Below are 12,156 nucleotides of genomic sequence, written 5' to 3'. Positions count from 1 at the left end.
CTCGCCGAGGACACGTGACCAGGCAGCCTCCATCGAGGGGCTGAACCGTACTCGACTAGGAGTCTTCGTGACAGCATCGGCCGTCGACGTGGAACGGGCCTATCTGAAAGAAGCCCTGCTCAGCGCGATCGTGGACAGCCGGTGACTCTGCCCAGCAACATTTCGCCGTCACCGGTGTCGGGGTGCCGTCGCTCATTGTTGCTGGTGACGTTGAGCTTTGGCGCGGTTGCCGCAGGTTGCCATGGAACACCAGCGTCGTCGGCGAGTGGGTGAGGAGTCGAGGAAGAGCCAGGAGCATCGACCGCAGACGCTGAGCTGAGTGCGTTGGTCGCTGGCCAACAGTCTCGCCGCAGCTAGGGCCAGCCGTCGTGCTAGGAGTCGCGTTCCGGCGGTGGTGATGTCGATGATCCACGCTGGGTGAGTGCGGAAGTGTTCGGATGGTTCGGCCTGGCGGTAGGCCGTTGCGATATCGGAGTGGACCCGCTGCCGGGCTTCGGTGTCGCATTCGGTGCCCTCGACGCCGGCAAGCAAGAAGGCGTGCAGGGCTTCTCGTTGTTCGCGCAGCTCGTTTAGGGCCTGTTCCGCTTCGAGGGGATTGCGGTCGGCTCGGGCTACCAATTGGTCTCGTTCGATCTGGTCGAGCATCCCGACAGTGTGCGCCCATTCGAGAGCGTCCACGAACTGGTTCAGGCGCTCGGTGTCGCGGGCCTTGGTGCGACCGCCGGCGGTGTTGACGAAGTCGAGTACGGGATCGCCGCCGACAAAGGACGTGTTGGGCCACATGGTCATCGTCTTCTCCTCGGGGTGGTGTCCGGGTTGACAGGGCGTGGCGTACACTTAATCCTAATGAACTAACCACACTAAGACGAAAAGAGGTTAGTTGCGATGGGAGCGTTCGAAGCTGCCGACTGGGATCTGGCCGGAACGTTCGACTTCCGGGGGCAGGAGGTCCGTTATGGGATCATGGGTACGGGTGAGCCGTTGGTTCTAGTGCACGGCACACCGTTTTCCTCGGTGATATGGCGGCGTATCGCGCCGCACCTCACGACTTACCGCCAGGTGTACTATTTCGACTTGCTCGGCTACGGTCGCTCCCACCAGCAGCACGGCCAGGACGTTTCCCTGGGGATACAAAACCAGCTGTTCACCGCCCTGCTCGACCACTGGGAACTCGAACGGCCCGACATCGTGGCCCACGATTTCGGGGGCACCACCGCTCTGCGCACACACTTGCTCGACGGGCGGGACTATCGCAGTCTGACGCTGATCGACCCAGTCGCGCTGAGCCCTCACGGCTCCGCGCTAGTGCAGATCGCCCGTCGCTACCCCGAGGCATTCATCGAGTTGCCCGGCTACATCCACGAAGCGATCTTGCGCGCCTACATCGCAGGTGCTGTGCACCGCACGCTTTCCGAGCAGGAGATGAATCGTTACCTTCAGCCGTGGATCGGAGAGGTGGGCCAACCTGCTTTCTACCGCCAAATCGCCCAGATGGACGACCGACACACCGACGAGATCCAAGACCGCTACACCGAGATCCGCTGCCCTGTGACGATTCTCTGGGGCGAGCACGATACCTGGGTTCCCATCGAGAAGGGACGTCGCCTTGCCGAGCGGATCCCACACGCGAGCTTCCAGATCGTGCCCGAGGCCAGTCACCTGCTCCCCGAAGACAGTCCCGAAGCCGTCCTCGCCACAATCCTCGACGTCATTAATCAACCGACCCGCACCACAGCGGATACGGCGGCTCAATAGCCCAACCATCTGCCTACGTCCTGATAAGTACGAGCCGCATCGCCCGTGCTTGCCAGACAATCATAAGCTTCTTCGGAATATCGGCAAATAATCCATCTTCTGAGCACTTTCGTCGAGTTCGAAGTCGATCTGTTCTGTGCATGCACGTCCACGAAAGCAAGATCATGGCACGGGATAAGGGCAAGCTGCGCGGTAAACAGCTCAAGCTCAGTTCCAAGTAACAGGCCGAACTACGGCAGATGCACGCCACTGGCGACTACGCGATCACTGACCTCGTAGAGCTGTTTCTCCATTTCCCGGTCGACCGTGTACAGCACGCTCCAACACAGTGGGGACTCATGACACGTTCCTTACCCGATATCCCGATTTGAGCCGATGCCAGTCCGTTAGTAAACCTCGGACACCGTGTGTCGATGCACGAGATAACGCAACACCGAGAGTCGAGCGGCGCCATGGTGTTCCACCGATTGATGTCATTGACCAGGTTGTGCAGCTCAATCGTAGCCATTACAAACAGATCACATTGTTTTACTCCGTTTGGAGGTTTCAACGATAGGTCGAAAGCATCCTGTGATTCCTCCATGAAAGGCAGGTCAGTAATGACGTTTTCGGTGGTGTTATACAGTAAATATGTTCTATATCACGGCAGTTAACAACTGTCGAATAAGTGTACATATGTACTAACCCTGATTTAGGGTACATGGTTTTTGATCGACAAAAGGGCCTGATTGGTTTGTACTTATTGTTGTCATTTTGCTACTGGGGGTAATAGCACCTGTCGAGTTATCGACGGCGGCACAGCCGAGTGCGGTGGATACGACGAAGATTGTGTTTTGTTGTCAAATCCAATGACAAGGAAGGACTTAATGGTCTCCAACTTCGAGACTGGACTCCAAAGTGCGGAGTCCGTCCGATCAGTCCGGCCACGTATCGCGCACCAGTGGTTGGGGGTGGCTGTGGCCGTTGCCGCCGTTGGATGGGGCGCGAACCAGTTCGCACCGCTGATCCTGATGTATCGCTCGACGCTGGGTGTCTCCGCCGCCACCACTGGAGCGACTTACGGGGTCTATGCAGCAGGATTGATCCCCGGCCTGCTTCTGGGCGGACCGGTCTCCGATCGGCTGGGACGGCGACGGGTGACGGTCTGGTCTCTACTGGTCTCGGCGGTGGCCAGCGCTGTGCTGGTCCTGGCCGAAGTGGGGGTGGTCTGGCTGTTCGTCGGACGATTGATCGCTGGGGTGGCCAGCGGTATTGCATTCAGCTCGGGAACCGCCTGGCTCAAGGAACTCTCGGTCATTGCAGGAGCCAAGGGCAACGGAGCTCGTCGCTCAACTGTGGCGATGACCAGTGGTTTCGCCGTCGGCCCGCTTGTAGCGGGGCTGCTTGCACAGTACGCGCCGGCCCCGATGATTGTTGCCTACCTACCACACATCGTGTTGACGTTGATCGCGGTGGCGCTGGTGGCTCGCGCTCCCGAAACGCGTGAGCCGAATCCGGACGTCCGGATTTGGCAATCCCTGCACCTTCACGAGGATTCGCGACGTCGTTTCCTAGGAGTCGTCGTTCCCGTCGCTCCATGGGTTTTCGGGACTTCATCAATTGCGCTTGCGTATCTGCCGGGACTAGTCCAGGACCGTCTTGGGGATACTGATTTGATCTTCAGCGCGGTGGTAACCACGATGACGATGCTCGCCGGTATCCTGGTGCAGCCGCTGGCTCGGCGCTTCGAAAAGCCCGGAACCTCCCGACTAGTCGTGACAGCCCTTGTGATCGTCACTGTCGGAATGATCGTGGGCGCCAGTGCCGCAGCGGCGGAGTCTCCGATACTGATCGTGATGGCCACGATCGTGCTCGGCGCAGGATATGGCTGCTGCCTGGTGTTCGGATTGAGCGAGCTCCAGGAGCTCGCCAGCTCGGATAACCTCGCCCGAGTCACCGCCTTATTCCAGGCTGTGGCCTATACCGGTTTCGCTACGCCCTATCTTCTCGCACTTGTCGAGTTTGTCCTGCCCATCCCGACTCTGCTCGTAGCGGTCGCTGTCCTGGCCATTCTTACGCTGGTTTCGATCGTGCTGCGCGAAAGGTCACTCCGCTCGCACAGTGATACTTCAAATCTCAGATAATCTTTCGAGGCGCTTGGTCCTCTCCCTCGCCGAGCGCTCCGGTTCGGTGTACTCGTTCACGATCGTCAGACCAAGCTGTTCGGCTTTACCGCGACACGCCTGCCGCGTCAGGGACATGGCCCACTATCGAAACGCCTAGTCGGTGATTCGTGACGTCACAGCAGTTTCAAACCGATTGGCTGCGACCGCTCGTGCGATGTCTTGCGTGCCTGGTCTCAGAGCGGGTGCCGAGAAGTCGCCAACTACGTGTTTGCCCGCGAGTGGGAACGTCAATGACGCAGAGCGATCAACACAATGAACGGAGGATAATGATCATGGAAACGGTGGCGGCCTCTAATCGTCGTAGCGCTGCGTCACAACGAAAGTCGTGTCGTGAAGTGCTTCTCCGGTGGGGGTCTTGGCCCATACGGCGAGTTGGTCCGCTTGTTGGCCACTGCGGTTCAGTAGTTCGACGATCTCGGTGGCGGTTGGCGGCTCTGACCGGACACAGCTAAGTATGAACTGCCCCGTTGCTGTGCTGTCTTCGTGCTCGGGATCGTCGAGGTCTTTGTCCCACTGGCAGATTTCAATCGTCCATGTGTCGCGTCCATAGAGGCCGTTGGGCATCGGAGCTTGCACATCGAGGAAGAAGCGATCCGGCGTGAACGGTTCGTATGAAATGGCCAAGTCTTGCGTGTGCAGAGCTGCGTCGTCGTTGGTGCACCGCGCGTGTGCCTCGACCAACACCCGAAGATCCTCGGCTCCTTCCTTGAGGCGTGTGCTTGTGGCGCCTGCTTCTAGGTGGTTCAGGCGGTCGCGATCGTCACTGCTGAGTCCGTCCATGCCGCCTTCGAACGCGATAAACGGGTACTCGGAATCCCACTCACGTCGGTTCTCGATTTCAGGTGGCGCTATGCTCTCCGAGTACTCGGCCAGCGCCTCACGAAGGTTACGTTCCTCTGTTTCCAGCTCCGCCGTGATCGCTGTCCGAACAGGTGTTGGCACAGCGGCGATAGCGTTGTCCAGGTCAGTGAGCGCTTCGTGCAGGCGCAACTTCACAAGCTCGTACCACAGGCTGTGCGCTCCGGTGAGCAGCTCGGCGCGGGCGCTCCGGTCGATCAGCGCGGCAAGGTGCTCACGCGGGTAGCGATCAATACGATCGCCTCGTGTATCCCACGCGCTGACGGGAATCGTGGCGCAGGCACAAATCCGATTGAGCGCATCGACGATCGGCGCTGCCAGAGCGGCGTCATCAATACTTGTGACAGTCGATGACATGACACCGGCCTGCCCGCGGAAGGTGGCCAGAATCTGGACCTTTCCGCGATTGGGATGCTGTGAGTAGATGGTCACGAGAGTGCCCTTTCGGTCAACGGTCCACGACGGGACATGTAGACAGCTACGGGGGTTCGGCGAACACAGTGGTGGCGAAGGCGCGTTCCAACGCTCCATGCCGCAAGAGAAGTCAGCGGTGGCTCGGGTCCGATCCCAAGCTCCTTGCCTAGCAGCAACCGTACAGCAGCGTGATCTTGGCGACAACCTCCTACCGATTGATCAATCGTCGATCTGACTACCATCCCGTCAACGTTTAGGCGACTACCTCTGCTGATCCCGACTGACTGCGACTTCGCATGACTCGCACAAGTATGCGGGCACGCCGCGAGCCGATCCGGAGTTCGCGCCGCAAACTGTCGGCCGAGGTCGGTCGCTGATACAGCTCTCAGTGCCGGGCATCCAAATGATGCGCTTCAGCAGCCAACGGATCCGTGTCCTCTTCGTTGCTCGTTGCTGAGGGCGCGTGACTGCTGTCGGCGCTGTGACCACCAACGTTGTTCGCCACCGTGCGCAGCGCTGGCATGTTCCCAGGCACTGGTGGGCTCAGCTCGCTGGAATCGAAGGGGCGCGCGAGAGCCCTGACCCGCTTGATTTGCTCTCCTCGGATTCGTGCGCGGTCGCGTTCGCCGTCTCCGCGTGGCGCCGCTTGAGTGCTTGGTTGAGCAGTTCAACCGACAGCAGCAGCGTCAGTGGTGGGCAGGCGGCCACGGCGATGGAGAAGGCGTTCAGCTGGGGTACGGAGGCGATGTTGGCGCACAGTGAGAGCCCGATGCCGAGGGCGAACGACAGCCATGCTTTCCGCCGCCCGGTTGCGCGATGACGGTGGCCGGTCTTCCAGAGTTCGATGGTGGCCATCGTCAACAGCCCGTCGACAATGAGCGGCCAAAGGACGGTGGTGGTCTCGTCCGCCCCGTACCGCAACGCGAACTCGCGGCCATCCGGAACGAGGCGTAGGCCGCACCGACAGCCACCATCGACCAGATCGAACCTGTGCCAGTTCCAGATCATTGCAGGCGCAGTGACCGGTCGAGACTGGAGATTGGTGGGGTCGCGTGCTGGTCATCGGGCGTCACCTGCCCGGGGCTGTCCCTGGGTGTCGCGGATCGGGACTCCGCGTTCGTGCAGGCGTTGGCGGACGGTGCCGGCGGCGACATCCATGCGTGCGGCGATCCGAGCCAGCGACCAGCCCTGGTTGTAGAGCCGGACGGCGTCGTCGATCTGTTCGGCGGACAGGCCGCGGCGGCGCATCGGGACACCGTGGCGATGCAGGATGGTGCTGACGGTGCGGCGCTCGATGCCGAATTGCTCGCCCAGTTCGTACACGGTGGCGCCGGCCTGGTAGCCCTCGATCAGTTGCTGCACTTGGTCGTCATCGAGCTGTCGAGTGGGCCCGTTGACGGGGCTGACCTGGATTTCTGGACCTTCGACCAGCACGTCGTGGTGGTTCGTATGCTTTAGCGTCAGCTCCACCGCGAAAGGCCGCACAGGGGTCCCTGTGCGGCCTTTGTGTTGCGATTGGGTCCTGGAAACGACCTCCGGACATGAGCAGACTGCCGCCGGTCGGGCTCATCCGGTGATCACCTCGCCGAGGATGCCGTGGGCGAGGAATCCCTTCCGGAGCTCGTGGGTGCCCTCGTGGTCTCGTCGATCGTGTTGTCGTGGCTGATCGCATCCCCCAGCGGCGTCCGCCGTGCGGGGATACGAGGTCCGGTCATCGCCCGGCCCTGATCAGGTCGGAGGCCTTTTCGCCGACCATCACGGTCGGGGCGTGCGTGTTGCCGTGCGGGATGGTCGGCAGGACCGAGGCGTCGGCGACCCGCAGGCCGGCGATGCCGTGCACACGCAGGGACGCGTCGACCACGCCGTCGGTCTCCGATCCGATCCGCGCTGTGCAGCTCGGATGGTAGGTGTGGTCGACACCGCGACGGATCTCCTGTTCGAGCTCCGTACGGGTTCGCGTCCCGGGGCCCGGGTGGATCTCCCCACCGACGAGGCCGCCCATCGCACTGCTGGCCACGACCTCGCGGGCCCGTTCGATACCGGTGATCATCGCCGCCATGTCGTCGGGATCGCCGAAGTAGTCGAAGCGGACCGCGGGTTTGCTCAGCGGGTCGCCGGAGGCCAGCCGCACGACTCCGGTGCTGCGGGAGCCGACCAGTGAGCAGCCGAGGGCGAGCGCCGCGCCGTCGTGGGTGGCGAAACCGCGGTCGCGGAAGTAGGCAGGGCCGCCGATGAACTGCATGTCGGGTGCTTCCAGCCCACCTCGGGTGTGCAAGAACGCCCCCGCCTCGCCGATGTTCGACGTCAGCAGACCGCGCCGGGAAGTCAGGTACCTGACCAGCTGAACGGGCGACTCGGCTTCGGCCAGCGTGCCCGTGGCCGAGGCGGACCGGACCCTGCGGGACCGTTTCCACGTCCACGGGTGTCCGGACGCGACCGCCTTCACCGACGGTGCCGTGTTCGACCTCGGCGGACGCACCGTGACCGTGGTGCACCTGCCCGGTCACACGGCGGGACACAGCGGTTTCCTGATCGAGCCGGACGGATTCCTGTTCGTCGGGGACATCGACCTGACCTCGTTCGGTCCGTACTACGGCGATGTCGGCAGCAGCCTCACCGACTTCGAGGCGTCCATCGAGCGGTGTCGGGAGATCGACGCCCGCTGGTACGGCACGTCGCACCAGAAGGGCGTGATCGAGGGGGCCGAGGAGTTCCGCAGACGGCTGGACGCCTACGCCGGGGTGGTGGCCAGAAGGGACGAGACGCTTCTGGAGCTGCTCGCCGTGCCGCGCACCGTCGAGGAGATCGTCGAGCACCGGTTGGTCTACCGTCCCCACGTCGAGGGTGCGCACGTGGCTCCGGTCGAGCGGAGAACGGCAACGCGGCATCTGGACCGTCTGATCAGTAACGGCCTGGTCGTGGAGGTCGAGCCGGGCGTGTTCGGCGCGAGGTAGCTACCCGCGGCGCTCGACTCCTCACGCTCCAGTGAAGCGGGGAAGCATGCGTGATAAACTCGATAACGAATCGAAATCGAGTTATATGGACCTACCAGAGCGGGAGTCGGGTGCGACATGGCTACAGCACACCAGGTGAACGAGGAGGACCACGAGAACGAGGAGGACCACGAGGTCGTCGTCATCGGTGCCGGCATGGCGGGACTGATGGCGGCGACGACCCTTGCCCGTGAGTCCGACGTCGTGGTGCTGGAGGCGGCGGATCGGCCCGGCGGGCGCGTCGAGACGGTACGGAAGGGCGACTACTGGATCAACGTCGGAACCCAGTTCGCCGAGGGAACCGGGCCGCTGATCGACGCGCTCCACCGGCACGGCATCGAGATGGGCTCGCTGGCCGGCAAGAGCGTGGGGCTGAACCTCAACGGGAAGCTGGTCGACACCTCCAGTCCGCTCGCGCTCATGTTCCGCAGCCGGATGGGTTTCATGGATCGGGTGGGCCTGGCGATGGTCGGGGCCCGCATCCTCTCGGCGGTTCCCTTCCTGGAGTCGAACAGCGGCATCGCGAGAAGGGTGCGTGCCAGGCTCGACAGGCGTCCCGCGTCGGACCTCCTGCGGGGGGTCCGCTCCCGACTGGCTCGCGACGTCCTCCGGTCGTGGTCGGGACAGTGGATGGGGTGCGAACCCGAGGAGACGGCCGCCAAACAGCTCGTGACCTCGGTCGGGATCGCCCTGACGGACCCGGCCAAGGTGCCGAACTTCGCCCTGCCGACCGGGGGCAACCAGACGTTGACCGACATCCTCGCCGCCGATCTCGGTGAACGCCTCCGGCTCAACTCGACCGTGCGGTCCGTGGAGCGGAGCGGAGACGGGGTCGTGGTGCACCACGTCGATGCGGACGGGCCGGCGCGGGTGCGTGCGAAACGGGCCGTTGTCGCGGTTCCCGGCGACGTCGCGGTGCGGATCCTTCCGGATCTGCCGCGGTCCCACCGTGAGGCCTTCGGGGACATCAGCTACGGCCGCTACGTGATCGTCGGCTTCTTCACCGAGGAGGAGGGGCCACAGCCCTGGGACGACTACTTCGGTGTCTCCACTCCGCAGCTCTCGTTCCAGGCGATGTTCAACCACGCCGCCGCTCTGCGCGGGGGCGGAGCGCGCAAGCCGGGGGGCGCGTTGGCGTGCTTCGCCGGGGGAGCCGCCGCCGACGGCTTGTTCGAGCTCTCCGACGAGGAGATCATCGCCCGGTTCAGCAGGGATCTGCTCTCGGTCTACCCTCAGCTCGAGGGCAAACTCGGGGAGAGGGTCGTGCGGCGCCACCACCGTGTTGTGCCGTTCTGGGGGCCCGGTGGGCGCGAATCCCTGCCGACGCTGCGGAATCCGGTCGGACCGATCCACCTGGCCGGTGACTACCAGCTCGACATGCCTTCGCTGGCCGACGCGGCGAGCTCGGGCGAGAACGCGGCGAAAGCGGTTCTCGCGAGCCTGGGGCGCTGACGCCGAAGACCTGCCGCACACGTCCACGTCAGGACGACCGACCCTCGTGGGTTCTCAGCAGTCGGGGCTTCGTCCTGCGTGGACCGCGGCGAGGAACTCCGGATCGTGCAGGTAGGACAAGGTGGTTTCGAGGTACGCCGCGAGTACGCGCTTGCCGGACCGGGTGAGCTCGTACACCTTGCGCTTCACGCCGGTTCCCGGCGCGGCGTGCTTGGTGTGCGTGACGAGGTTGAGTCCTTCGAGGCGGCGCAGGCTCCGGTGGACGGCGTTTCCTCCGGGGGTGCCGGGCCCTGAAACTTGGCACGCCGAGCTGAACCCCCCTCCGCCGGAAAGCGCCCTTCTCACTGCCGGGGCGTCCCGTCTAGTGGGGTGGGCGGAGGATGGTCAGCAGGAACCGCGTGGTCTCGTCGCCGGGGTTGCGCACCGTGTGGGGGCGGTCGGCGGGCAGCAGTGCGGTGTCCTCACCGGCGAGTTCGACCGTGGTGTGGCCGTTGGTGACGCTCAGCGTGCCGGTGAGCACGAGGAACGCCTCCCGGGTTCCGGGTTCGTGGGCGGGGAACGGCGCGAGTGCGGCCCGTGGTCCGAGGGTGTAGCGGACGAGTTCGGAGCCGTGCCCGAGTTCCAACAGTGCCTCGCGCAGCGCGCCGCTGTCCGGATCGACCATCCGGGGGGCGGTGCCGTCGCGGACGACGGTGACGGTCTCGGGCTGCGGCGAGGCCAGCTCGGTGAGCGGACGTTCGAGCGCTTCGGCGATCCGCAGGGCGTGATGCAGCCGGGGGCTGCCGTCACCACGTTCGATCTTGGACAGGGCGGCGCGGGACACGCCGCTGCGCGCGGCGAGTTCGTCCAGTGTGAGTCCGCGCGCCCGGCGCGTGTCACGTACCGCCTGCCCGAAGACGTTGTCCACCGTACGACCTCCCACTTCCGGATTGACAGCATGTGCTTCTCACAAAGTAGAGTAGTTTCTCGTAAAAGAGAAATACCCGGAGGTGGGCATGCTGACGGCGCTGGCGGCCGTGCCGCCTGCTGTCGCGCTGGGGCTGTTGCTGGCTCGGGTGCGTCCGGTGCTCGCGGCGGTGCTCGCGCTGACGAGCGCGGCGGTCGTGGCGGCCGCGGCGTTTCCCACCCCGGCGCGGGAGTGGGTACCCGCGCTGCGGGAGGTCCTTCCGACCGGTGCCGAGGTGGCGCTCATCCTGTTCGGGGGAGTGCTGCTGAACGAACTGACCGGCCTCGCCGGGGTGAACGAGCGTCTGGCCGAGTGGCTGATCTCGGCGTGCCGGCACCCCTCCCGCGCCGTGGTGCTGGTACTGCTCGGTGTGACCCCCTTCGCGGAGTCGGTGATGGGGTTCGGGGTCGGTGTGGTGGTCGCGGTTCCCCTGCTGCGGCGGGTGGGGCTGTCCCCCGCGCGGGCGTCCGTGGTCGGGTTGCTCGGGCTGGTCACGGTTCCCTGGGGTGCCCTTGGGCCGGGAACCCTGGTCGCTTCCCGGTTCACCGGGGTACCACTGCGAGAACTGGGTGTGCTCTCCGCGCTGCTGTCCCCGCCCGTGTTCCTGCTGGCCGGTGGTTGTGGACTGGTGCTGGCCGTGGGGGCGAGTCGGGCCCGTCGTGCCGTTCCGGAGCTGCTGACCGGCGTGGCAGTGCTCGGGGTGAGTGTGTGGGCGGTCAACGCCACCCTCGGCGTGCCCTTGGCGGGTGTGCTCGGCGGTCTCGCCACCGTCGGTGCGCTTCTCGTGGTGGCGCGGGTTCGGGACAGCCGGAGACTGTCGGTGACTCCGGAACTGGTGTGGGCGCTGCGTCCCTACGCGTGTCTGGTCGCCGGTTTGCTGGGAGTTCACGCCCTGGTGCTGGTGCCCGGTGTCGCCGGGACCGCGTGGTACGCGCTGGTGTCGAGCCCGGCCGTGTGGCTGTTGGTGACCTGTGCACTCTGCCCACCGCTGCTGGACCTCTCGCGCGGCGAGATGCGTATGGCGGTGCGCGGCGGGATGACGCGCTGGGTGCCGGTCGGTGTGACCACGGTCGTGTTCCTGCTGCTCGGCGCGTTGCTCACGGCCACCGGCATGAGTGCCGCGCTCGCCGAGGCGGCCACAGGGCTTGGTGGGGGATACCTCGTGCTCGCTCCCTTCGTCGGGGCTCTCGGGGGGATCCTCACCGGGTCCAACGCGGGAGCGAACGCCATGTTCGCGACCAGCCAGGCCGCGGCGGCACACTCGCTCGGCCTCCAGCCCGCCGCGCTCGTGGCTGTGCAGAACGTCTCCGCCTCTCTGGCCACCATGGCCTCGGCGCCGCGCGTGGCCCTGGCCGTGGGCCTCGCGCGGGACACCGGTCCCCCGACGAGAACCCCCGTGCGTCACCGCGCTCCTTCCCGTCCCGGGGACGAGGGCGACGGCACCGCCGTGTCCGCGCAGACCTCCCGGAACTCGTGTCCGGTGGACCAGGGGAGTGTGCTGCGGACCGTGCTCCTGGTCGACCTCGTGGTCCTGGCTTTCCTCGGCCTGCTGACCGTTTTGCTCCCGTGGTAG

General features: G+C 64.8%; 11 protein-coding genes and 1 pseudogene. 5 read left to right on the top strand and 7 right to left on the bottom strand.

Annotated features, from left to right (window positions below):
- Positions 1-192: 192 nt before the first annotated feature.
- Positions 193-789 (bottom strand): CGNR zinc finger domain-containing protein, encoded by a 597-nt coding sequence (locus CEP50_RS02720; protein WP_106112339.1) that lies wholly within the window; start codon positions 787-789, stop codon positions 193-195.
- 96 nt (positions 790-885) lie between these two features.
- Between CEP50_RS02720 and CEP50_RS02715 the strand changes: the two genes are divergently transcribed.
- Both CEP50_RS02715 and CEP50_RS02710 read left to right on the top strand, forming a co-directional pair.
- Positions 886-1,755 (top strand): alpha/beta fold hydrolase, encoded by an 870-nt coding sequence (locus CEP50_RS02715; protein ID WP_106112338.1) that lies wholly within the window; start codon positions 886-888, stop codon positions 1,753-1,755.
- A gap of 956 nt (positions 1,756-2,711) precedes the next feature.
- Positions 2,712-3,878: an MFS transporter gene (locus tag CEP50_RS02710; RefSeq protein WP_219905287.1), complete on the top strand. Its 1,167-nt coding sequence runs from the start codon at positions 2,712-2,714 to the stop codon at positions 3,876-3,878.
- A gap of 333 nt (positions 3,879-4,211) precedes the next feature.
- On the opposite strand, the gene CEP50_RS02705 is transcribed toward CEP50_RS02710, so the two are convergent.
- The 4 genes from CEP50_RS02705 to CEP50_RS02690 form a co-directional block, all read right to left on the bottom strand.
- Entirely contained in the window at positions 4,212-5,210 is a 999-nt protein-coding gene (locus CEP50_RS02705) for a hypothetical protein (RefSeq protein ID WP_106112337.1), read from the bottom strand.
- 525 nt (positions 5,211-5,735) lie between these two features.
- A complete protein-coding gene (locus CEP50_RS02700; RefSeq protein ID WP_219905286.1) occupies positions 5,736-6,200 on the bottom strand; it encodes a DUF2637 domain-containing protein in 465 nt (154 codons plus the stop codon).
- A gap of 51 nt (positions 6,201-6,251) precedes the next feature.
- Positions 6,252-6,626: a helix-turn-helix domain containing protein gene (locus CEP50_RS02695; protein WP_374957083.1), complete on the bottom strand. Its 375-nt coding sequence runs from the start codon at positions 6,624-6,626 to the stop codon at positions 6,252-6,254.
- 277 nt (positions 6,627-6,903) lie between these two features.
- Positions 6,904-7,434, bottom strand: coding sequence for a GMC oxidoreductase (locus CEP50_RS02690; RefSeq protein WP_106112335.1), 531 nt, complete (start codon positions 7,432-7,434; stop codon positions 6,904-6,906).
- Positions 7,435-7,573: 139 nt separating this feature from the next.
- Between CEP50_RS02690 and CEP50_RS02685 the strand changes: the two are divergent.
- Positions 7,574-8,146 (top strand): annotated as a pseudogene (locus CEP50_RS02685) (MBL fold metallo-hydrolase); the annotation flags it as partial.
- Positions 8,147-8,263: 117 nt separating this feature from the next.
- The gene (locus CEP50_RS02680) at positions 8,264-9,637 is read left to right on the top strand and encodes a flavin monoamine oxidase family protein (protein ID WP_106112334.1); all 1,374 of its coding nucleotides are present in this window, start codon (positions 8,264-8,266) and stop codon (positions 9,635-9,637) included.
- Between the two features lie 54 nt (positions 9,638-9,691).
- Here the strand turns inward: CEP50_RS02680 and CEP50_RS02675 are convergent, their stop codons facing one another.
- Complete coding sequence (locus tag CEP50_RS02675) at positions 9,692-9,982, bottom strand: helix-turn-helix transcriptional regulator (RefSeq protein ID WP_106112333.1); 291 nt, start codon at positions 9,980-9,982, stop codon at positions 9,692-9,694.
- Between the two features lie 16 nt (positions 9,983-9,998).
- A complete protein-coding gene (locus CEP50_RS02670; protein ID WP_181188178.1) occupies positions 9,999-10,544 on the bottom strand; it encodes an XRE family transcriptional regulator in 546 nt (181 codons plus the stop codon).
- Positions 10,545-10,632: 88 nt separating this feature from the next.
- On the opposite strand from CEP50_RS02670, the gene CEP50_RS02665 reads away from it, so the two are divergent.
- Positions 10,633-12,156, top strand: coding sequence for an L-lactate permease (locus tag CEP50_RS02665; protein WP_106112331.1), 1,524 nt, complete (start codon positions 10,633-10,635; stop codon positions 12,154-12,156).

This window comes from Actinopolyspora mortivallis, from assembly GCF_003001495.1.
GTDB classification, from domain to species: domain Bacteria; phylum Actinomycetota; class Actinomycetes; order Mycobacteriales; family Pseudonocardiaceae; genus Actinopolyspora; species Actinopolyspora mortivallis_A.
This window is presented reverse-complemented; position numbering and strand designations above follow the sequence as displayed.

Coding starts and splice junctions, on each gene's coding strand:
- CEP50_RS02720 (WP_106112339.1), bottom strand. CDS start 789: ATGACCATGTGGCCCAACACGTCCTTTGTCGGCGGCGATCCCGTACTC.
- CEP50_RS02715 (WP_106112338.1), top strand. CDS start 886: ATGGGAGCGTTCGAAGCTGCCGACTGGGATCTGGCCGGAACGTTCGAC.
- CEP50_RS02690 (WP_106112335.1), bottom strand. CDS start 7,434: ATGCAGTTCATCGGCGGCCCTGCCTACTTCCGCGACCGCGGTTTCGCC.
- CEP50_RS02680 (WP_106112334.1), top strand. CDS start 8,264: ATGGCTACAGCACACCAGGTGAACGAGGAGGACCACGAGAACGAGGAG.
- CEP50_RS02665 (WP_106112331.1), top strand. CDS start 10,633: ATGCTGACGGCGCTGGCGGCCGTGCCGCCTGCTGTCGCGCTGGGGCTG.
- CEP50_RS02700 (WP_219905286.1), bottom strand. CDS start 6,200: ATGATCTGGAACTGGCACAGGTTCGATCTGGTCGATGGTGGCTGTCGG.